The sequence below is a fragment of the Vibrio sp. Vb0888 genome (assembly GCF_033338835.1).
GTDB lineage: Bacteria > Pseudomonadota > Gammaproteobacteria > Enterobacterales > Vibrionaceae > Vibrio > Vibrio alginolyticus.
Window position 1 is genome coordinate 898,437 of record NZ_JAWOTL010000001.1, and the last position, 20,849, is coordinate 919,285.

The following is a 20,849-nucleotide window of genomic DNA, read 5'->3' on the forward strand; positions in this document are numbered from 1 at the left end:
TCGTCTGGCTTTATCTTCGCCTACTTCCTACGAAATAACGCAAACAACAATCCCTTCGCTTTAACTTTTGTCACTCGCCAGTGCGTCATTGGCTTAGTCGGCGCTGTATTCAAAATGTGCTGATACGCTTTTTCATCCAAAGTCACCTCTCCCCCATGTGCCAGAAGCAAACATTGCGGATTCATCTCAAACACACGCTTTAATGATTGCCGATATTGATTCGGATGAAATATGGGAAACGGCGCAATCAGATGCTTTTTCACCTGCACCATTAAATCCGCCACATACAGCACATCTTGTTCAGAATGATAAACCGACAGATCTCGATCAGTATGCCCTAGCGTTTCTAGCACCTGCCAATCATCAAATCCAGGAATAAACTCTCCATCAATAAGTTCAATATCTGGCTTTAACTTGCGGGAATACCACAGGTTTTGCTTTGGTTTACGCATCCGATTCGCCATCCAGCGTGCTAACATTAAATCGGTCAAATGCATTAGCCAACCGTCTACACCGCTATACCACTGGCTCTCTCGCTTTGCGGCCAATAGCTTACATCCTGTTAAATCACGTAGTTTGTGCGCACCACCAGCATGGTCTGGATGCATGTGGGTCACAACAACCAACTTTAGGTCAGAAAAAGGACGATGGAGTTGATGTTCAATAAAGTCTTTAAGATGAGGGATGTCTGCTCGACTGGCACCATCAAGCAACAATAATTTATCGGAATATTCGGCGAGATACATGGTCTGAATGTACCCCTGAATTCTGTGCAGCTGCAAAATATGTCCTTATTTTAGTGAGATGCTTCATGACCGAATCCTTACTGGTCAGACCAACTATAACAGCAGAATGGACGCTTCGGTAAACAAATATTCACACGTAGCGACGACAACAAATCATAATCGAGATGATAGATTTTAATCATTAGACTCAAGGGCCCTTTTATCCGTTAATGCGCGCACACGGAGTTCGTGTCAGGGTATGAGGTAAATACCTCATGATTTGCTTTTTTGTACTTTTCCTTCTAATTAATTAAGGAGTTAAGTACATTTTTGTGAGAATCGAGTTGGAAAAAGCAACTAAATTAGACCGCATCCGCGCGGACTACAACGTTCACTACTGGAGCCAAGGTTTCTACGGCATTGATGACCAAGGCGAAGTATATGTATCACCACGTAGTGATCGTGCACATCAAATCCCTTTCAGCGCTATTGTAAATGAGCTAGAAGCGAAGCAGTTAAATCTGCCTGTATTAGTACGCTTCCCGCAAATCGTGCACCAACGTGTGCATGGTATTTGCCACGCATTCAACCAAGCAATTGAAGAATACCAATATCCAAACAAATACTTGTTGGTGTACCCAATTAAAGTAAACCAACAACGTGAAGTGGTGGATGAAATTCTAGCGAGCCAAGCTCAACTAGAAACCAAGCAGCTTGGTCTTGAAGCGGGTAGCAAGCCAGAGTTGTTGGCGGTACTTGCATTGGCTCAACAAGGTAGCTCCGTGATCGTGTGTAATGGCTACAAAGACCGTGAGTATGTGCGTCTTGCACTGATCGGTGAAAAGCTGGGTCACAAGGTATTCATCGTACTAGAGAAGCTTTCTGAGCTGGATCTGGTACTAGAAGAAGCGAAAAGTTTGGGTGTAAAACCGCGCCTTGGTTTACGCATTCGCCTCGCCTCTCAAGGCGCAGGGAAATGGCAAGCAAGTGGCGGTGAAAAATCGAAGTTTGGTTTATCAGCATCGCAAGTGCTTAGCGTTATTGAACGTCTTAAACGCGAAGGCAACCTAGACGCGATGCAACTGGTTCACTTCCACCTTGGTTCACAGATGGCAAACATCCGTGATGTACGCAATGGTGTGAACGAGTCTGCACGTTTCTACTGCGAACTACGCGCACTCGGTGCAAACATCGAGTACTTCGATGTGGGCGGCGGCTTGGCAGTGGATTATGACGGCACACGCAGCCAATCATCGAATTCGATGAACTACGGCCTTGCAGAATACGCACGTAATATCGTGAACACAGTGGGCGATGTGTGTCTGCAATACGAACAACCAATGCCAGTGATCATTTCGGAATCGGGTCGCTCGCTAACAGCGCACCACGCTGTATTGATTTCTAACGTAATTGGTACCGAGTCGTACCTACCGGAAGAAGTACATGAGCTTGATGATGACGCTCCGCTTTTGCTACAAAACATGTGGCGAAACTGGGAAAACTTACAAGATGGTACAGACGCTCGTGCGTTAATTGAGATTTACAATGATACCCAAAGTGATTTGGCAGAAGTGCACTCTCAATTTGCTACAGGTGTGCTTAACTTGGAACAACGTGCGTGGGCAGAACAATTGTCACTGCGCATTTACTTCGAATTAAGCCGCAAGATGAGCACTAAGAATCGCTTCCACCGTCCAATTCTGGACGAGTTGAGCGAACGTCTTGCGGATAAGTTCTTCGTGAACTTCTCGCTCTTCCAATCTCTACCAGATGCTTGGGGTATTGATCAGGTGTTCCCTGTTCTGCCACTTTCTGGTCTTGGCGAGGCGGAAGAGCGTCGTGCAGTGATGTTGGACATCACATGTGACTCTGATGGCGCGATCGATCACTACGTTGATGGTCAAGGCATCGAGAGCACGCTACCTGTACCAGCTTGGAGCAAAGACAAACCGTACTTAATGGGCTTTTTCCTAGTAGGCGCATACCAAGAAATCCTTGGTGACATGCACAACCTATTTGGTGATACTCACAGTGCTGTAGTCAATGTTGATAAACATGGTCAATTTGAGATCAGTTACATCAACGAAGGTGATAGTGTAGAAGACATGATGCGCTACGTTCATATCGACGTGGATGCGATTCGTGACAATTATAAACAATTGGTTTCACAGCGAGTTGAAGCCAATGAACAAGCACAAATCCTAGCAGAACTAGAACAAGGTCTAGCAGGATACACCTATTTAGAGGACTTCTGATATGAATGATTTGTTTACTAAAACTGATTATTCGCTTTACTCCAACTCTATGTCGTTTTTACGTCTGCCGTACATTCGTAACCCGGTATCGGCAGACGCAGACGTTGTGGTGTTGGGAGTCCCTCTGGACATGGCAACATCTGGGCGTCCAGGTGCGCGTATGGGTCCAGATGCAATTCGCCGTGCCTCAGTCAACTTGGCATGGGAAGGTAAGAAGTTCCCGTGGAGCTTCAACGTATTGGATAAACTGAAAGTGATCGACGCAGGTGATCTCGTGTTCGATTGCGGTGATGCGGAAGATTTTACTTACCGCCTTGAAGCGGCAACCAGTGAAATTCTAAAAAGTGGTAAAACCATGTTGGGATTGGGCGGTGACCACTTCATTACGCTACCTATCCTGCGTGCCTATGCGAAGCATCATGGCCAAATGGCGTTGATTCACTTTGATGCTCATACGGACACCTATGCAAATGGCAGTTCATACGACCACGGTACGATGTTCTACCATGCGCCGAAAGAAGGTTTGATCTCAGCGAAGAACTCAATACAAATCGGCATTCGTACGGAATACAAACAGCAAGATCACGGCTTCAATGTGATTAATGCGATGCAAGCGAATGACATGTCGGTGAACGAGATCCTAGAAGAAATTCGTCGCACCGTCGCAGACAAGCCAATATATGTCACTTTTGACATCGACTGCTTAGACCCGGCCTTCGCACCGGGAACTGGTACACCAGTTTGTGGTGGCTTGAACTCAGACAAAGCGCTGAAAATTATTCGTGGTTTAGCCGGCATGAATATCGTGGGTATGGATGTTGTCGAAGTATCGCCTCCATACGACCACAGTGATGTTACCGCACTAGCGGGAGCAACCATCGCACTAGAAATGCTTTACGCATACGCATCTGAGCGCGAATAGACATAATCATTTCTAAGGGAGCTTCGGCTCCCTTTTCTTTCTGATGCTTTCCTCTACCTTTTATTCACTCGTTTCATCTTGAACTCAGATCAACCGAGCAGACGCTTTATTTTTGCACTTTAACCATTAAAACCAGTTACCTATAAGGCTCATTCTATTCACGAAAAGTAAAAGATTTAACGTAATTAGACAAAGAAATGCACCGCTTTTTGAAAACAAAATCGGATTAGTTTTTCTAATTGAAATCATAGATTTTTATCTTGCTCAACTTCACACTTTTCGATTGCTAATTATACAAGCAAGCACTATTATCTCGCGTAAATACCCCCGCAACACAAGAATTCAGTTGGCACTCTGTAAAAGAGCGCTAAGGGTTTTTACGTCTTAAATTTTTTGGAGAGATACGCAAATGTCTGCTTCGTTTCCATTAGCGAAACTTACCTTTTTAATCGCTATATTGACTGCCGTGGGTCAAATGACCCAGACAATGTACGTGCCTTCAATCGGTCATATGGCGGGCGAGTTTTTGGTATCTGCGTCATCACTTCAAGCTGTGATGGCTTGTTACCTAATCCCATATGGCTTGTCGCAATTTGCGTATGGCACACTATCGGACCGCTTGGGACGCAAACCGATCATCATCGTCGGGCTGCTTATCTACATCGCGGGTACACTGGTAGCATTATTTGCACATCAATTTGAATGGTTCTTGATTGGTAGCTTTATCCAAGGCTTAGGTATTGGCTGCGGCGGTGCGATGTCACGCACTCTGACTCGCGATTGCTTTGAAGGCTCTGATCTACACAGAGCAAACAGCTTAATTAGCATGTGTGTGATTTTCTCACCATTAATGGCACCAGTATTAGGCGGCTACCTAACAGAAGCTTTCGGATGGCGGTCGAGCTACTTGTTCTTAGCGCTATTTGCTATCGCGGTTGTGATCACCATGATGACAAGCATGATGGAGACGCTACCAAAAGAGAAACGCAAATTCGAACCAGTAGCCAAAAGCTACAAACACGTTTTGTCTGACCGTCGCTTTCAAGGCTTTTTGATTTGCCTGGTTGCAACATTCGCTGGTGTAGGTGTATTCGAAGCGGCGGCTGGGGTGTTGTTAGGTGGGGTATTAGAATTACCTGCAACAACGGTAAGTTTGCTGTTTATATTGCCGATCCCAGGTTACTTGGTGGGTGCGGGCTTATCTAGCTACATCGCAAGACGTCGCTCTGAGCGTCGTGCTTTAAACGTAGGCTTGGTCTCTATTTTTGTGGGCTCTGCTATTGTGCTCATCCCAGGCTTGTTTGGTTTGACCACGGCGTTAACGCTAGTTGGAGGCGCAACCGTGTACTTTTTGGGTGCGGGTATTCTCTTCCCAGCAGCAACAACTGGAGCGATTGCGCCATTCCCATACCATGCAGGAACAGCAGGCGCGACATTGGGTGGCATGCAAAACTTGGGGGCAGGTGTCGCAACTTTGCTCGCGTCACTATTTCCAGCGCATAACCAGATGCCTTTGGGCATTATGATGATGGCAATGTCGGTAATTGCAATGCTTGGGTTAATGTGGGTGAATCGAGCACACAATCACTCAAACGAAGTACCGCAAGTTATCTGATCATTATCAGCTTACTTTCAAAATCCAAAGGGACACACTCAACAAGTGTGTCCCTTTTTTCATATCACACTATATCGATTTCCCGATGAGAATGATTTAACTTTCGAATTGATATTTGTTAAAAATAACAGCTGCTTACACAATGTGTTTTCAGCTTCCTTCAAATTGAGTAGCCAACTCGAAAATATTGAGGATTCTCACTTTTTCGGCATACCCCATAACAAAGAATGGACAACTGAAAACCACTAACAAAATGAAAGCCCAGCCCTCAGGATGAGGCCACTTGGGTGTACAATAAGGATAAAATCAGATGCGTTTCACTTTAACTACGTTGGCCGTCTCGGTCGCGCTTGTCGCCGGATGCAGCAATCAAGGAATCCCCAGCATGACTCAATACTCCCAAACACAGATCGTTGCTCAACAAACTCAAGCTCCGGTTGCGAAAAAAGTCCCTCACGCGATGACTATTCATGGCGATACCCGCGTTGATAACTACTACTGGATGCGTGACGACGAACGTAAAGACCCTGAAATTTTACAGCACCTAGAGAAAGAAAATCAGTACGCAGAAACCGTTCTAAAGCACACTGAAACATTTCAAGATACGCTATTTGAAGAAATTAAAGGGCGTATCGCAAAAGACGACAACTCAGTACCGGTTCGTAAAGGCAACTACTTCTACTCCAGTGAAGTGACCGGAGATAACGAGTACGAAGTCCATTTGCGAGCTAAAGACTTTGCAGGCAAAGACAAACAAATCATTTTAGATGTCAATGAACTAGCAAAAGAACATGAATTTTTCAGTATCGGCGGCCTATACGTTAGTCCGAATGAAAACTTATTGGCGTATGGCGAAGACACATTAAGCCGCCGCGTGTACACCCTTAAGATCAAAGACCTGACAACAGGCAATTACCTACAAGATGAAATCGAAGGGGCCTCAAGCGCTGTCGCATGGCAGAACGATAACAACGCCTTTTACTACATCAAAAAAGATCCACAGACCTTATTGGGCTACCAAGTTTATCGTCATGTATTGGGCACACCACAAAGCAGCGATGAGCTGATTTTTGAGGAAACCGACAGCGCCTATTACACCTCACTAAGCAAAAGCAAAGATGGCGAAGATATTTATATCTGGCATTCGAGTACAGAAACCAGTGGGGTCTCTATCATTGATGCGAACAACCCTAAAGCAAAGGCGAAACCGTTCTATCCTCGTGAAGATGGCATTGAATACAGTATTTCTAAGCTAGGCGATTGGTACTACATTTATACTAACTATCAAGCCGTCAACTTCCGTTTGATGAAAGTTCATCAAAATGACATGCATGACCGCTCTAAATGGCAAGATGTGATTGCCGCAGACGACAATACTCAACTTGTCGACTTCGAGTTATTCAATGATCACATCGTCTATGAGCAGCGCTCTAACGGCCTAGCAAGCGTCACTGTACGTCAGCTTTCAACAGGAAAAGAACTCCCCCTCACATTTAATGACGATGCGTTTGCTGCCTATTTGACAGGTAACCTAGAGCTGGATAACGAGAAAGTTCGTATTTATTACAGCAGTTTAACCACTCCAGGAACCTACTACGATTTCGATCTAAAAACGGGCGGGTCAGAAATCATGAAGCAAACACCTGTACTTGGTGATTTTAATCCTGACAATTACCAATCAGAACGCATCATGGTCACAGCCCGTGACGGTAAAGAAGTACCCGTTTCTTTGGTGTATCGTAAAGACTTATTTAAGAAAGATGGTACAAATCCACTCTACCAATATGGTTATGGATCTTATGGCGCAACCATTGAGCCAACTTTCCGCTCGACACGTTTGAGTCTATTGGATCGCGGCTTTGTTTACGCCATTGCTCATATTCGTGGATCTGAAATGCTTGGCCGCCCTTGGTATGAAGACGGTAAAAAACTAACCAAGCAAAACACATTCAACGACTTTATTGATGTGACTAAAGGTTTGGTTGAACAAGGCTACGGCGCGAAAGATAAAGTCTTCGCTGTTGGTGGCTCTGCAGGAGGTCTCTTAATGGGGGCTATCATCAACCAAGCACCAGAACTGTACCGCGGTATCGGTGCACATGTTCCGTTTGTGGACGTGGTAACCACTATGCTCGATGAATCAATTCCATTGACCACCAATGAGTATGATGAATGGGGTAACCCAAATAACAAAACATACTATGACTATATGTTGAGTTACTCGCCTTACGACAACATCAAGGCGCAAAACTACCCGAACATGTTGGTAACGACTGGCTTGCACGACTCTCAAGTACAGTACTTTGAACCAATGAAGTGGGTCGCCAAACTTCGTGAAATGAAGACAGACGATAACGTCTTGTTGTTCAAAACCGATATGGAAGCCGGACACGGCGGCGCATCTGGTCGATTTAAGCGCTTAAAAGAAGATGCGCTAGAGTATGCCTTCTTCCTCGATTTACTCGATAAAAAATAAGCGTATTAATAGAACTGCATCTCTTCTAACAACAAAAATGCCCGCAAGTTGCGGGCATTTTTTATAGACGCACTCTCTAAACAAAGAGTGGGGTTACCTAAGCACAGAATGACTAGCGTCTCTTATAGCCAAAGGATAGCAGAAAGAAAAACGCCTACTCACAACGAGTAGGCGTTAACACAATAAATGTGTTTAGGCAGTAGAAACTGGCCTATTTATTAGAAGTAGTAACGAGCACCTAGAGTCCAGTAGTCGTTCTCTTCATTGTTGTAGTCGTTACCTAGATCAAACTGGTAAGCTGCAAACGTTACGAAAGCAGGAGTTACAGCGTACTCTGCTTGTAGCGCAGTTTCGCTTGAAACTGTCTTATTGTCTTCTTCGTCTTCTACGCCTTCGTAGTTAACGCTGAATGTCCAATCGTTTACGCCGTATGCCAAAAGAGCTTCAAGTTGAGAAGTGTCTTTACGCATTTGGTAGAAGTACTCGTTCATACCGTATACTACTGCTGCGTATAGACCTGAACCGTACTGACCGTAGTTTACAGAGAATAGGTGTGATTCAGCGTTCTTAGTACCTAGAGTCGCGTTTTTAACATCACCACCGCTGTATACGTAGCCTAGACCAAAGCCAGCTACAGAACCGCTCAATGCAACTTGACCACGTTGCTCGTATGTTGTTGCATCTGAAGTTTGCTCACCTTGCCAACCTAGACCTAGGTTGAAAGCAAAACCTTCACCAAATTCAAAACCTTTACGGTAGCTAAGCATTTTATCAGCACGAGCTGAGCCTAGGTTGCCGTGGTTGTCGTACAAAAAGTCGTTCGCAAACGCGATTGGTAGATCCGCAACGCCAGCGACATCGTAGTAAGGTGACCATTGAGTACCTGCTACTAAACGGCCAAACTGCTCATGAGTAGCACCGATGTAACCTAGACGAGTTTTGAACGATTGCTCGCCACCGTTTAGGTAGTTAAGCGCCCATTCGCCTTTAGCGTCGATAGTAATACCGTTGCCAATGTCTTTCTTACCCGCAACGTTAATACGTGGAGACACTTGGTGAACTTTTACATCTTCTTCGAAATACTCACCCACGCCAACTGAAACGTGACCGCCGATCGATAAAGATGTACCATCGCTGTTGTAAACTTCTGCTGCGAAGGCCTGTGAACCACATGCTAGTGCCGCCACTGCAACGGCTAGAGTTTTCATTTTCATTGTTAACATCCGTATAGTTGTTTGTACCGGTTCGCTTAGAAACAGATTAAATCCGAATCAATCGCAACGAACACATAACAAAGTAGTAATGAAATAGAAATGAAACAAACACTTTCTTATGCAACCAGTGGTATTAATGCTCACATTTTGAACTGAGTCACAAAAAAATAGGGAACTTTTCATTCCCCATCATAAAATCTGTGGCTTTTTACGTGTCACATCTCCCAACGTGCGAGTGGCTTCTCAGTTTTGATACCCTTACTGCCCCAGCGGTCAATAACATCAATTTGCAGTATGCGGCTCGGTTTAATAAGCGATGTCAAGGTTTTCGACGGTCGTTTATCCGTCACTAACCATAGCGTTTTATCTTGTTCAAACTGAGCTTTTAAAGATAATTTGTCTTCTTCTGTCCACTCGAGTTCCGGCTTAAATTCGCGCCCAACCACAAACAATTGGTTGCCAGAGGCAAAGTCCTCTAATGACTCACTCATCAGTACCACTGAATCGATGCCTTTATCGAAGATCTCTGCCTGTTGTTGGTTGATCAGTTCACGCACATTGAGCATAAGAGCCTGTTGATTCGTTTGAATAGCCTTTTGGTGTTCAGGATATACACGTTGTAGATCCTCTCCAACAATGCCCGCCATTCGGATTAAGTTTGTAGGGTTCAGCCATGCGTACTTCGATGTTGACCCGTTTTCCAATGTCAGTACTGCAACTCCTTGAGCTCTAGGAGAAATGGCCTGCGATGCATCGATTTCAATCAAGTGAATGTTGCCCTGTCGAGCGTAAACATAAGTCGGGTCTTGTTTCCAAATCGCACCAAGAGTAACAGCAACCGTCGCGGCTTGACCCGCTTGCTTAACTTGCTCTGTACCTTTATTTGCGAACCAGTTCTCAAGACGCTCAACGCCGTAACGCTTTGGAGGCAGATACTGAGTCTCTATCCCTGTACCTTTCATGAGTTGCTCAGACAACATGTACGTGACGGGAGTGCTGGTTAAAATGTCTTTGGCGCTTGCCAACGATGGAAGTGTCGTCGCTATAACCAAACCAAAAGTTATCGCTAATTTTTTTATCTTCATGTTCATTACTTTATAAAAAGGGTTACGCTTTTTGTATAATTCGGTAAACCGTTGCTGTTAGGAAAAATGCCGCAGAAACAATGATGATGGATGCGCCTGATGGCACTGGTAGCTCAAGCTCCATCGGCAGTATGGTTCCTACTAAACACGCAATGGTTGCCAATAAAGAAGAAAGGAGAACGAAACTGCCCATGCGTTTAGTCAATAGCCTAGCCGTTGCACCAGGAATCAGTAGCAATGCACCAACCAATACCGCGCCAATAATCTTTACCGCGGCGATGGTGACCAAGGTGATCATCATGACAAATAAGTAATCATAAAAGCTGGTATTAAAGCCGCGTACACGTGCAATATCCGGGCTAATACAAGTCAGCAAAATGCGGTTAAACGTTGGAATAAGAAGCAGTAATATGATCAAACAACTGATCGCTAAAATAAGGATATCGTTGTCCGTCACAGTCAAGATCGAGCCAAACAACACGTTCTCCAACATGTGAATGTTGATCTTGCGAGCAACGTACATTAACAGCGCAGCACCAACCGCTAACGCTAGTGCAAGAAAAACCCCAACCAGTGTGTCGTAAGGTACATTCGTACGATTACGAACAAAGTGAAGCAACAGCGCAAAAATCATACAAAAGCTAAACAATCCGATGATCGGATTCTCTGGCGGCTCACCGAGCAACACACCAATCGCGATTCCGGTAAGCGCAGCATGCCCAACCGCTTCAGAGAAAAAAGCCAGTCGCTTGGCGATGACTAATGTACCAAGACCACCAAGTAATGGCCCTAATATCAGCGCTGCCACAATTGCGTTCACCATGAAAGCATAAGAAAAGCTATCGCTTAACCATCCAGCTTCAACGCCGCTAACCGCTAACTCTCGCAACCAATCCATTATGCAGCCTCCACTTTTGCTGTGTAGTGCTTGAATAATGTTTCTATACGATCAGGACTTAGCACATCTGAATGGTGCCCTGACGCCACAATTTGACGATTTACAACATGGACCTGCGCATCTAAACGGCGCACTGCGGTCACGTCATGGTGCACTGCCAGTACCGTTTTGCCTTCTCCAACGACTTCATGAATCAAACCTTCAAGATATCGAACACCTTGCTCATCCATGCCAGTTGTAGGTTCGTCTAAAACCAATAAATTGGGCTCATCCAGTAAAGCTTGCGCAAACAAAACACGCTGTTGCTCACCGCCAGAGAGTTGCCCCATACGACGATCGCAACGCGTTGCCATACCCACGCGATCCAGCTGGGCCAGGGCATGTTGAGTTTGTTTGGTTTTACGTCGCCAAAATAGAGGGATACGAGTTTGGTTAAGCAGTACAAAATCCATCACGGTTAACGGGAGGCTTGCTTCAAACATCGCTTTTTGTGGCACATACCCTATCTTCCCCGATGCAGCTGATGGTTCTGGCCAATTGAGCGCTATGTTTCCCGAAAATGGCGTGAGTCCAAGTACCGAACGAAGCAAAGAGGTTTTACCACCGCCGTTCGGTCCCATAATCACGTGACATTTCGCGTTCTCGAATTCGGCGCTGATGTTCTGCAAAATGATATTGTCGGCGTATTTTAGGCCCACGTTACTTAAGGAAACGGAAGGTCCAGTCATTACGCCTTTTCCCCTGCTCGCTTACTCGCCACAAATTTCATGGCTTCGATTAGTGTTTCCACATTATCTCGCATCTCAACCTCGACTTTATCAGCCTCATACTCACCGTGAGTCATGTGAGAAAAGCGATAAAGCTGCACCCCAGTCGCCTCTTCGATGGTATCAACAAAGCGATTCGGCATATTGAGCTCATAAAACAGAACATCAATGCCCGATTCACGAATTTTCTCTATCGTTTCCTGTAGCTGACTTGCACTTGGTTCAACGCCATGAGCAGGCTCAATGACAGCGGCAACGTCAACACCAAACTCCTGAAGGATATATCCGTAAGCATTGTGGGTTGTCGCCACCTTCATACCAGCCGTGTCCAACTCACCAAGAGACAACATTGCATCACGCTTCATCAGGCGAAATGTTTTCGCGTATTTACGAGCATTTTGGCGATAGAACGTAGCATTGTCTGGGTCCAATTGGCTTAGCTCACTCGCGATGGTGTAAACCTTTTGAATGGTTGTTGATAGACCGACAAAGGTGTGAGGGTTCACTGCTCCTTGACCAACAGACTGCCCCATAGCGGGCAATAAAGGCACTTCTTTGTTCGCTTCGATAACCACGAGATCATCACGCTGAGAAGCCTTGATCACTTTCAGTGCAAAATCGTCATGACCAATACCATTGATCACTATTACGTCCATTTCATTTAAGCGCTTAAGATCATTAGGTTGTGGCAAATAGTTGTGAGGATTAAAACCAGCATCAACCAAAGGAATGATGTCCGCCTTCTCACCAACAACGGCTTTAACATAGCTGTAATAAGGTTGTAGCGTAATACCAATACTGAGTTTTTCGGCAGCAAAGCCAGTAGAAGACACCGTCAATAACGCGGTGGCTGTAAGAATACGACGTAAAAGAGAGCGTTTGATCATAGTACTTATCAATTATGTTGTCTTAATGGGCGTGAGAGTGGGAAGAAGAGTCTGACACAACGATTTGTTTCCAACCGAAATCGTGGCGTTTTGCTAGCTCGCTTAGTCCATCCACATTTAACGAACGGCTAGAATCATTAAACCAAATATCAGCTTGAGAACTGCGGCTATCCAACAGCATGGAAGCAGAGCCTTGGGCACTGGTCTTCACGCCAATGTAGACACCGTCATCAATTCGTTGCCACTGATGAGAACCTTTACGCTTCCAATTTTGGTCTTTCACGAAAGGAGCAATCCAAAGCGCCTCCATATCAGAGATCTCAGGCCAAGTTCCGGTATCTAACTGCAAATCACGAATCTCTTCATGAGCGAGCTTAAGTTCAGCGATCAACCCCAACTCATTTTGATGTAAATCCGTGATTAACACTTGATGAGACTGCATGTCTGGCTTTTCAGTCGCGACCTGATGGTAGGGCATAAGTATGGCTGCTGAACTGAGAATTGCTGCGATTGTCAGTGCGACCCACTTTCCTTCTCGGTTACCATCATCAGGGCGAACTTTCTGTACACTCATTTCTCTTTCAGCTCAACGATATCCACTTCCACCGGGCTTTCATGTCCGGCATCAAATACCAAATAGAAATCTGTTTCAGGGTGAGTAAATTCTGCGATGGAACGCTTATCTGTTTTTTCTTTGGCGATCAGATTGTCGTCGTAATCGTACATTTCGACATCGTAGTCGACCGCTGTGGATCCATCCGAGTAGCCCGCTTCACAAATCACTTTATCTTGCGCCAAGTGACAGCTCATCAGAGGAAAATGTGCAGCAGCGTGAAAGGACGCAAATCCAGAAAAAAGCAAAACCGCTTTTAGAAGAGAAGTGTTATTCATGATAATTCCAAAATGGCCCAGCAATTGCTGAGCCTAATTCGATTAGTTAAGTTGAGTTTCAAACGTTAGGTGAACATTGGCACTCGCTTTATCCGCCAATGGATTATCTTTCAATTCACCTTTGTAGTTCGCTTTCATTAAGTAGCGCCCGGCGACTTCTGGCGTGAAAATCACTTTGCCATCTTTATCGCTCACCACATCGATTTGTTCTTGATGGTTTCGGTACATGGTCCCTTCACGTGTAATCTCAGCAGTAACGCCCTCTTGTGGCTCTCCGTTAAAGAAAAACTGGAAAGTCACAGGCTCACCTTCAATGATGTCCGATGGATGCGTGATCGGTTTCATCTCTAGCATTTTGCCTTCAATCTCCAACGCTTTGTCCGTTGGCATACCAACCGTAATGTAGCTTTCTGCTCGGGTGTAACTTAGTTGAGTAACCACATCACGCGCTTGCTCGGGAAGCACATCACCACGCTCAGCTTTGCTTGCTCGCGCCCATTTCACCGTATCACGACGGCCCGCTTTGTATTGTGTGTAGTAGCTCGGCTGATTATTAATCGCAACTTTGTGCGTGCCTTCTTCTGTAAAAAAGAAATCAAACATAGAGCGACGCTTGCCACGAACAACAAAGTTAGGACGCTCAGAGCGGCCATCCGGCATCACCACAAACGCCTGGTCACTACCCGCAGGCTTATCAAAAACAAACGTTCCGTGAGAGGCAGTAACATCAAATGTCAGCCAGTCACCGCCTTCTTTAGAAACCGTAAAGTGAGAGGGCAGAACCCAACGTGGATGTGCTTGTGCGGTGGTGGTTACAGCCAATCCCATTGCCATTACACTCGCCAATGCCACTGCTTTCATTTTGGTTTTCATTGTTGTGTCCTTTAATCACTTAACTTGATAATTGACGGTGATGACACCCGTCTCTTGTGTTGGTTTAAGCTCATAGCGCACGTCACTGTCCGCTAGCGTTATTTTTTGACGTAAGTAGTTTCGCCCACCGTGTTCACGAACGACTTCGACGTACAACGTGTAATTTCCTTGTTCCAAACGCTCCCCTGCGTCATTGGTTCCATCCCAGACAAAGCGGTATTGACCAGCAGGACGTGTTGCAGAAGTCACCGCATCAACAAGTTCACGATCATAACGACCCGCTTTTCTCCACCAGCTGCGTAGATCTTTTAACCATTCGTCTTTCCCTACCCATAACTGAATGGTTTTAACCGGTTTACGCTGATCGTTTTCAACCCAAACCGCCACATAAGGGCGTGCATACATTGAGGTATCTATCTTTGGAAGTTCGAGTTCGAAGTCGACCTTCGCGTTATCTGGTAGAGGCGCCGCGGAAAGAGAGAAAGGAGCAAAAGCCGCGATCAAAGCGGCTTTACAAAAGTGATTACTGCGGAAAAATCTTCCTGTGTTCAACATAAGTGTTCTCTAAAAAAGCTGTTATGGAACAGCAACAAAATAAATTACGAGCGACAGTAACGTACCAAAGCTCATCCATTGCATAGACGTTCTGAGCGTCTTCTTCTTAGGCAGTAACAAGCACACGCCTGTAAGAACAAAAAACACCATCAAAAGCGCAGTGACGTCGATAAACCACTTCCAAATCCCACCACTGTTGCGTCCTTTATGTAGATCGTTCAGCAGCGCAACAATACCGTAGTGCGTCGTTTCGACGTCTGCTGCACCAGTAGTCATATCAATAAAGACCGTAGCGTTATAACCCGGGCCTTTAAAATCCATAGAAAGCTCTCCGAGTAACAACTCACCTTGCTCAACTTCGGTATACACATCTAGTGCGGAGGGAGTGCCGCGAAGCTCGGTTTCTTTAGTCAAGAAAGCCACCAGCCCTTCACGATTAGGTTGAAAGGTATCTGAATGTGAGAATAAAACTGAGTGCGGAACCGTCAGAGTATGTTGTTGAATGATAGGTTCGCTGCGTTCAAACAATTCGGGGCGATTGAGGGTAATACCAGTTACTGCAAAAAACAGCGTAACTAAGAGAAGAGCCATCGAAATATAGATATGTAGGCGGCGAGCCCAAGTTTGAACACCTTTGCTTTTAAGCAACATAGAAACAATCATCACCAATAAATGTGGGGCATAATTTAGGTGATAATCATTCGTATTGGCATTTAATTTACATTGTTTACTTTAAACAAAAAAATACCCGAGACTGAGCTCGGGTATTTAATAAAAATGTTCGCTATGAGTTCTGCGTCGATTCTACTTTGCGTAGCTGAGATAGATACTTAACCCAACTTTTTGCCTGATTCGATGGCTTAATCTCATTCGCTCTTTTGGCATTAGCGAGCGCATCGTCAAACCGCTTAAGTTTGTAGTAAGCGCGAGTTTTGATAAGTGCAACATCCGCTTTACGACCTCTGACATTATCGAGCGCGGCAATGGCATCTTTATAATGGCCTTCTTGCACCAGCAGTTGAGAATAGTTCCAGTAATACTGCCTATCTAGCTGAGCTGCAATACGCCAGCTATCAATAGACTCTTCCCACTCTTTTGCCATTTGCCAATACGTTGCTTGCTGAGCTTTTAGCTTACTATTCGAGTTTACATCCTCTAGCTCGTTCATCACCAATGCAGCTCTCTCAGGAATACCTCGTTTCGCGTACAATTGTGCCAGCAGCTTTAAGTCATCTTGGCTAAGTTGTAACCCTTTCAGTTTTGCCAACGCCAAAGAGTCTAGGGCACGTTTGTTGTCATCAACCCGTAGATATAGAGCAACAAGCTGACGCCACCATTCAATTCGCTCAGGTTCAATCACTATTAAGCGTTTGATGGTCGAGATTGCCGGCTTCCACTTTTTCAGTTCTAGCTCAGCAGAAAGCTTTATCGACAATGCGCCAAGCTTGTCTGGCTGACCAAACTTCTCATAACGAGCCATTGCTGAAAGCACTTTTTGCCACTGACTCAGTTGATAATGAGATTGGGAAATACGCAGCCATAGTTCATGCGCTTTTTGACCTTTAGGAATGTTTTTGCTCAAGGCATAGTAATGAGGTAAAGCCTTAGAAAAACGTTGCTCGTTCAGCAGTATATCAGCCAACATTTTTCGGGTTTGCCATGCTTGCTCATCTTGTAGCAAACCACTATTGACTGCCAACTCAAGTTGCTTAATCGCCGCTTGAGTTTGCTCGTTCTGCCAGTAAAAAATACCCAACATTCGAGCGACATAAGCTTGGTCATATCCACGAGAAAGCTCCATAGCTTCAAGAGATGAAATCGCTTCTTTTAGTTTCTCCTCTTGAGCCAAGTTGTGTGCTCGTTGAACTCTCGCTGCGGTGTATTGGCTTAACTCACTGGCAATGGTTGAGAGTGCACTCAGGCTTAATACCGTACCGATTAAGAATTTTTTCATCATTTGGCTAACTTGAACTCCACTTTAGCGGTTTGTCCGAACTGCTCAATTGACACACCATCCTCAACTTTTGGCTGATACTTCCATTTTTTAAGCGCACGGATTGCTTCCCTTTCAAACATGCGCTCGGGCTCAGCCTCGATCACTTCAATATCTTTTGGTCGTCCAGTTGCATCGATCGTGAAACGCATAATGACATAACCTTCCACTCTACGTTTCAGCGCCTTACTTGGATAACGAGGATCAACACGATACAACGGCAGTGCTTGCTGGTTGCCCATTGTTCCCTTCAAGTTTGGGGCGCTAATCGCGATGCCTTCAAGGGCTGTGTTTAAACCTAAAGCACTGACTGGCGTCATCTGACTCATTGGTTCCATTTGAGTGTCAGCTTGAGACAGATCCATTGGCTCCGGCGCTTGAGGTGGTTCTGGTTGCTCCGGCACTGAACGTTGACGACGCTGCACGTCTGCTTCATTCTCTACCATCACCATATCAAAACGAACGGCTTCTGAAGCTTCTGGTGCACGCTGGTTGCCTTTATCAACCATCCACGCCATAAAGCTAAACAAGCTCACAGAAATTAACAGTGATGCTGGTAGTGCAAGTAACAGCCTGCCCATTAAGGTTTCTCCGCCGCCAATGCAATGTTCTTCACACCCGCCGCCTTTGCAGCGTCCATCACTTTCACGACAGTGCCATTGTAAGCATGCTCGTCAGCTTGGATAACTAACGAGGCATCAGGTTGATCAAGTAACAGGTGCTCAATAGAGGCCTCAACACGCTCAATATCAACCACTCGTTTGTCAATGTACACATCATTCGCTGCCGTTACTGCGATAAAAATGCCCGCGTCTTTTTGACTTACTACATTAGAAGCCTGGGGGCGATTCACTTCTACACCGGATTCACGTACAAACGAACTGGTCACAATGAAGAAGATCAACATGATGAAGACGATATCAAGCATCGAGGTTAAATCGACTTGAGCTTCATCTTGTTGGTTAGGTCTGCGTCCGAGTCTCACTTTTGACTCCTTAAAGATTGTTCTAACTGGATAGCTTTTCGTTCACACACTTTGCTAAGGCGAGCATGAATAAACATGCCCGCAAGCGCTGCTACCATACCTGCCATGGTTGGCAGCGTAGCAAGTGAGATACCAGAAGCCATCAATTTCGGATTGCTGCTGCCTTGCGATGCCATTACGTCAAACACCGTAATCATGCCTGTCACCGTCCCTAACAACCCTAGCATTGGGCAAACCGCCACAAGTAGCTTAATAGTCGATAGGTTTTGGCGTAGTTCGATTTGCGCTTTTGCAATCCATCCTTCACGGATTTGATGCGCGTACCAAGAGTGGTGCTCTGATCTTGCGTGCCACTGCTCACAAAGCTGTTTTTTTACCCCAGGGAAAACCGTTGTGAGATAAATAACTCGCTCCATAACCAACAGCCAGCACACCGCCACGACGGCGGCCAGCCACCATAGGATTTGACCACCTTGCTGCATAAAGCTCGTCAAGGTTGTGGCCCAATCCTCACTGATCAAACCCAATGTGCTGAGTAGGATCTGCTCCATTACGCTGCGTTCTCCGCTAAGGTGTTAGAGTGACTTTTGTTATTCGGCATATCACGCTCAGCTTGTTCTGCAACTAAACCGATGCCTTGTTTTTCTAAGATACTGCGAATATTTTCTGCTTGAGAGCTCAATACGTTGTGCGCTAATAGCAAAGGCATGGCTGAAACAAGGCCAAGTACGGTAGTCACAAGTGCCATCGAAATGCCACCCGCCATTACTTTCGGATCACCATTACCAAATTGAGTGATGACTTGGAAGGTTTCGATCATACCCGTTACCGTGCCTAGTAGGCCAAGCATAGGAGCTAGAGCAGCAAGAAGCTTAAGCATCGACAACCCTTTTTCTAGGTGGGTTTGCTCATCAACAACGGCTTCCAAAAGACGTAGTTCTAACGCTTCTACGCTGCGATGCTTGTCTTTCTGGTATACCGCAAGCACGCGACCCAAAGGGTTGTTTCCTGGCTGCGCTGGGGTTTTCAGTTGCTTCATGATTTTCTGGCGCGAAATCATCAGAGATGCACCACGTACGAGCGCAATCAATAGGCCGATAGCCAATAAACCAAGGATGATTTTGCCGACAACGCCACCCGCATTTAGGCGATCAGCCAAAGTCGGTGAGTTTGCGAGCTGCTCAAGAAGAATGCCACGTGACGGATCTATGACAAGCGCATCAATGTCACCAGAGGAAATAGTATTCGCTGTTGGACCGCTTTCAGGCTGACGAAGATAGTTTACCGCATCTCCGCGTTGACCATTCCACTTAACGTAGCCAGTGTCATCCAGCAGCGCCATAGAACCAAGACGAACACCACTAACCGTTTGTTCACGGCCCTCGCCATTTAGCAGTGTGAAAGAGACGTTTGCCATTTCACCGCTTGCTTTGATTTGTTCTTCCATGCTGCGCCACATCGCCTGAAGTTGGGTCAACGTTGGCAGTGATTTAGCCGCAACAATAGCATCGATATCTTTCTGATATGAGTTTGCATCTACACCGGTTACTGAGCTTTTTAGCTCAGACTCTAGCTCTTTTGCGTTCTGGCGAACGACGCCAAATAACTCACCTAGGCTCCCGGTTTCTAGACGCAACTTTTCTTCTAGCTGTGCCAGTTCTGCTTCATTTTCACCGAAGGTAACACTTAATGAGTCCGCCTCTGCTTGAAGAGCAGCACGCTCTGCCACCAATTTATTCTTTATAGCCTGTAGGTCTTGCTCTGTTTGCTTAAAACCTGATTCACGCGCGACATTGTGCGATTGCTGTTGACGATTTTCTTGCTGCGCCTTTTGTAACAACGCATCACTAGCAAAAGTTGTATAAGGCATTAATGCGGCTGTCGAGATTAATGCAACCGATAACCATTTTTTCATCATTTATTTGCCCTCCGCAGCGGTTAACGACACTGGCAGAGTTAACATACTCGGCGCGATCTGTTTATTCGCCATAGCGAACGCTTTGTCTAGCTCTGATTTTTGCTCAGAACCCACTTGTTGCCATGCTTGTTGTTGCTGTGACCAGCTCCAAAATGTGTCACCAGATAAGCTACGCGCTACCAAAGACAAACGGCCTAAATAGAGAATGTCCGCCTCCACAGCTTCATTGTCACCCAGGTTAATCTTGCCTTGGTAAACGCCAAGCTTGGTGCCGTAATCCATTTCAATTTGGTACGCTTCTAAAATACGACGAAACTTCTCTGCATCCGCAACGTCTGCACGCGTCATCATGGAATCCAGCTTTGCAATTCGCTCCTCACGTTGCGCTTTGCGTATAGGCTTGTCGTTAGCGACGAGCACTTTTAAGCCCTCAAGCATGTGATACATTAAAGGCACGACACCTTGACGAGTTTGAGCAATCTGTTCAATTTGCTCGTTCAAGCTATCAACTTCTTGATTTTGGCTCTCAACAAGGCTTGCAAGATGATCGCGATAAATCTTCAAGTTACCGACTTCTTCTTGCAGCTGCTCAATTTCAGCTTCTAGAGTAAGTGATTTTTCTGCGCTTGCATCAATACGTTTTTGGCTTACCGCCGACGACTGGTTTGTTTTACTCTGCACAGCTTGTGCATCGTTTAAGTTCGCCGCGTGAGCGGGAATCAAAACCGATGATATCAACAGAGCGATACTTGATTTCATTAGATTCATACGAGTTATATTTCTGTGTTCC

The 20,849-nt window shown here is 45.5% G+C and carries 21 protein-coding genes; 4 read left to right on the forward strand and 17 right to left on the reverse strand.

The window, feature by feature from the left end:
- Window positions 1-20 precede the first annotated feature (20 nt).
- Entirely contained in the window at window positions 21-746 is a 726-nt protein-coding gene (locus tag R7P72_RS03955) for an MBL fold metallo-hydrolase (protein ID WP_033906547.1), read from the reverse strand.
- A gap of 323 nt (window positions 747-1,069) precedes the next feature.
- Between R7P72_RS03955 and speA the strand changes: the two genes are divergently transcribed.
- From speA to R7P72_RS03975, 4 genes are all read left to right on the forward strand, one after another.
- On the forward strand, window positions 1,070-2,980 hold the full coding sequence (gene speA / locus R7P72_RS03960) for an arginine decarboxylase (RefSeq protein ID WP_250159052.1): 1,911 nt from the start codon (window positions 1,070-1,072) through the stop codon (window positions 2,978-2,980).
- Window position 2,981: 1 nt separating this feature from the next.
- The gene (gene speB / locus R7P72_RS03965; protein WP_053307121.1) at window positions 2,982-3,902 is read left to right on the forward strand and encodes an agmatinase; all 921 of its coding nucleotides are present in this window, start codon (window positions 2,982-2,984) and stop codon (window positions 3,900-3,902) included.
- Window positions 3,903-4,311: 409 nt separating this feature from the next.
- Window positions 4,312-5,517 (forward strand): multidrug efflux MFS transporter EmrD, encoded by a 1,206-nt coding sequence (gene emrD / locus R7P72_RS03970; protein WP_138939801.1) that lies wholly within the window; start codon window positions 4,312-4,314, stop codon window positions 5,515-5,517.
- A gap of 310 nt (window positions 5,518-5,827) precedes the next feature.
- Window positions 5,828-7,993, forward strand: coding sequence for a S9 family peptidase (locus R7P72_RS03975; RefSeq protein ID WP_213907110.1), 2,166 nt, complete (start codon window positions 5,828-5,830; stop codon window positions 7,991-7,993).
- 218 nt (window positions 7,994-8,211) lie between these two features.
- On the opposite strand, the gene R7P72_RS03980 is transcribed toward R7P72_RS03975, so the two are convergent.
- The 16 genes from R7P72_RS03980 to R7P72_RS04055 all read right to left on the reverse strand — a co-directional run bounded on the left by R7P72_RS03980 (window position 8,212) and on the right by R7P72_RS04055 (window position 20,827).
- The gene (locus tag R7P72_RS03980) at window positions 8,212-9,207 is read right to left on the reverse strand and encodes a porin (protein WP_017635534.1); all 996 of its coding nucleotides are present in this window, start codon (window positions 9,205-9,207) and stop codon (window positions 8,212-8,214) included.
- A gap of 215 nt (window positions 9,208-9,422) precedes the next feature.
- Window positions 9,423-10,292 carry a metal ABC transporter solute-binding protein, Zn/Mn family gene (locus R7P72_RS03985; RefSeq protein ID WP_053307119.1) on the reverse strand — a complete coding sequence of 290 codons (870 nt, stop codon included), beginning with the start codon at window positions 10,290-10,292 and terminating at the stop codon, window positions 9,423-9,425.
- 22 nt (window positions 10,293-10,314) lie between these two features.
- Window positions 10,315-11,190, reverse strand: a complete 876-nt coding sequence (locus R7P72_RS03990; RefSeq protein ID WP_005393560.1) for a metal ABC transporter permease — start codon at window positions 11,188-11,190, stop codon at window positions 10,315-10,317.
- On the reverse strand, window positions 11,190-11,918 hold the full coding sequence (locus R7P72_RS03995; RefSeq protein WP_025768067.1) for a metal ABC transporter ATP-binding protein: 729 nt from the start codon (window positions 11,916-11,918) through the stop codon (window positions 11,190-11,192). The genes R7P72_RS03990 and R7P72_RS03995 overlap by 1 nt, the downstream gene beginning before the upstream one ends.
- Entirely contained in the window at window positions 11,918-12,844 is a 927-nt protein-coding gene (locus R7P72_RS04000) for a metal ABC transporter solute-binding protein, Zn/Mn family (RefSeq protein WP_130546497.1), read from the reverse strand. The genes R7P72_RS03995 and R7P72_RS04000 overlap by 1 nt, the downstream gene beginning before the upstream one ends.
- Window positions 12,845-12,866: 22 nt before the next feature.
- Window positions 12,867-13,418 (reverse strand): DUF6162 family protein, encoded by a 552-nt coding sequence (locus R7P72_RS04005; protein ID WP_104980328.1) that lies wholly within the window; start codon window positions 13,416-13,418, stop codon window positions 12,867-12,869.
- Window positions 13,415-13,735: a hypothetical protein gene (locus R7P72_RS04010; protein WP_005374251.1), complete on the reverse strand. Its 321-nt coding sequence runs from the start codon at window positions 13,733-13,735 to the stop codon at window positions 13,415-13,417. Before R7P72_RS04010 ends, R7P72_RS04005 begins: the two co-directional genes overlap by 4 nt.
- Window positions 13,736-13,777: 42 nt before the next feature.
- Window positions 13,778-14,608, reverse strand: a complete 831-nt coding sequence (locus tag R7P72_RS04015) for a DUF4198 domain-containing protein (protein WP_025768070.1) — start codon at window positions 14,606-14,608, stop codon at window positions 13,778-13,780.
- A gap of 15 nt (window positions 14,609-14,623) precedes the next feature.
- Window positions 14,624-15,163 (reverse strand): DUF2271 domain-containing protein, encoded by a 540-nt coding sequence (locus tag R7P72_RS04020; RefSeq protein WP_005374253.1) that lies wholly within the window; start codon window positions 15,161-15,163, stop codon window positions 14,624-14,626.
- Window positions 15,164-15,184: 21 nt separating this feature from the next.
- Window positions 15,185-15,814, reverse strand: coding sequence for a PepSY-associated TM helix domain-containing protein (locus tag R7P72_RS04025; RefSeq protein WP_005374254.1), 630 nt, complete (start codon window positions 15,812-15,814; stop codon window positions 15,185-15,187).
- Between the two features lie 133 nt (window positions 15,815-15,947).
- Window positions 15,948-17,120, reverse strand: a complete 1,173-nt coding sequence (locus R7P72_RS04030) for a tetratricopeptide repeat protein (RefSeq protein WP_005374255.1) — start codon at window positions 17,118-17,120, stop codon at window positions 15,948-15,950.
- The gene (locus R7P72_RS04035; protein WP_005374256.1) at window positions 17,117-17,737 is read right to left on the reverse strand and encodes an energy transducer TonB; all 621 of its coding nucleotides are present in this window, start codon (window positions 17,735-17,737) and stop codon (window positions 17,117-17,119) included. The genes R7P72_RS04030 and R7P72_RS04035 overlap by 4 nt, the downstream gene beginning before the upstream one ends.
- Complete coding sequence (locus tag R7P72_RS04040) at window positions 17,737-18,141, reverse strand: ExbD/TolR family protein (protein ID WP_005374257.1); 405 nt, start codon at window positions 18,139-18,141, stop codon at window positions 17,737-17,739. The genes R7P72_RS04035 and R7P72_RS04040 overlap by 1 nt, the downstream gene beginning before the upstream one ends.
- Window positions 18,138-18,692 (reverse strand): MotA/TolQ/ExbB proton channel family protein, encoded by a 555-nt coding sequence (locus R7P72_RS04045; RefSeq protein ID WP_005374258.1) that lies wholly within the window; start codon window positions 18,690-18,692, stop codon window positions 18,138-18,140. Before R7P72_RS04045 ends, R7P72_RS04040 begins: the two co-directional genes overlap by 4 nt.
- Entirely contained in the window at window positions 18,692-20,059 is a 1,368-nt protein-coding gene (locus tag R7P72_RS04050) for a MotA/TolQ/ExbB proton channel family protein (protein ID WP_042523423.1), read from the reverse strand. Before R7P72_RS04050 ends, R7P72_RS04045 begins: the two co-directional genes overlap by 1 nt.
- Window positions 20,060-20,827, reverse strand: coding sequence for a DUF3450 domain-containing protein (locus tag R7P72_RS04055; protein WP_005374260.1), 768 nt, complete (start codon window positions 20,825-20,827; stop codon window positions 20,060-20,062).
- Window positions 20,828-20,849 lie beyond the last annotated feature (22 nt).

Bases quoted from the DNA above. Each gene is read 5' to 3' on its own strand.
- R7P72_RS04030 (WP_005374255.1), bottom strand. From the start codon at position 17,120: ATGATGAAAAAATTCTTAATCGGTACGGTATTAAGCCTGAGTGCACTC.
- R7P72_RS04020 (WP_005374253.1), bottom strand. From the start codon at position 15,163: ATGTTGAACACAGGAAGATTTTTCCGCAGTAATCACTTTTGTAAAGCC.
- R7P72_RS04055 (WP_005374260.1), bottom strand. From the start codon at position 20,827: ATGAATCTAATGAAATCAAGTATCGCTCTGTTGATATCATCGGTTTTG.
- R7P72_RS04035 (WP_005374256.1), bottom strand. From the start codon at position 17,737: ATGGGCAGGCTGTTACTTGCACTACCAGCATCACTGTTAATTTCTGTG.
- R7P72_RS04025 (WP_005374254.1), bottom strand. From the start codon at position 15,814: ATGTTGCTTAAAAGCAAAGGTGTTCAAACTTGGGCTCGCCGCCTACAT.
- R7P72_RS03990 (WP_005393560.1), bottom strand. From the start codon at position 11,190: ATGGATTGGTTGCGAGAGTTAGCGGTTAGCGGCGTTGAAGCTGGATGG.
- R7P72_RS03975 (WP_213907110.1), top strand. From the start codon at position 5,828: ATGCGTTTCACTTTAACTACGTTGGCCGTCTCGGTCGCGCTTGTCGCC.
- R7P72_RS03985 (WP_053307119.1), bottom strand. From the start codon at position 10,292: ATGAAGATAAAAAAATTAGCGATAACTTTTGGTTTGGTTATAGCGACG.
- R7P72_RS04015 (WP_025768070.1), bottom strand. From the start codon at position 14,608: ATGAAAACCAAAATGAAAGCAGTGGCATTGGCGAGTGTAATGGCAATG.
- R7P72_RS03995 (WP_025768067.1), bottom strand. From the start codon at position 11,918: ATGACTGGACCTTCCGTTTCCTTAAGTAACGTGGGCCTAAAATACGCC.
- R7P72_RS04000 (WP_130546497.1), bottom strand. From the start codon at position 12,844: ATGATCAAACGCTCTCTTTTACGTCGTATTCTTACAGCCACCGCGTTA.
- R7P72_RS04050 (WP_042523423.1), bottom strand. From the start codon at position 20,059: ATGATGAAAAAATGGTTATCGGTTGCATTAATCTCGACAGCCGCATTA.
- speB (WP_053307121.1), top strand. From the start codon at position 2,982: ATGAATGATTTGTTTACTAAAACTGATTATTCGCTTTACTCCAACTCT.
- R7P72_RS03955 (WP_033906547.1), bottom strand. From the start codon at position 746: ATGTATCTCGCCGAATATTCCGATAAATTATTGTTGCTTGATGGTGCC.
- emrD (WP_138939801.1), top strand. From the start codon at position 4,312: ATGTCTGCTTCGTTTCCATTAGCGAAACTTACCTTTTTAATCGCTATA.
- R7P72_RS04045 (WP_005374258.1), bottom strand. From the start codon at position 18,692: ATGGAGCAGATCCTACTCAGCACATTGGGTTTGATCAGTGAGGATTGG.
- R7P72_RS04010 (WP_005374251.1), bottom strand. From the start codon at position 13,735: ATGAATAACACTTCTCTTCTAAAAGCGGTTTTGCTTTTTTCTGGATTT.
- R7P72_RS03980 (WP_017635534.1), bottom strand. From the start codon at position 9,207: ATGAAAATGAAAACTCTAGCCGTTGCAGTGGCGGCACTAGCATGTGGT.
- R7P72_RS04005 (WP_104980328.1), bottom strand. From the start codon at position 13,418: ATGAGTGTACAGAAAGTTCGCCCTGATGATGGTAACCGAGAAGGAAAG.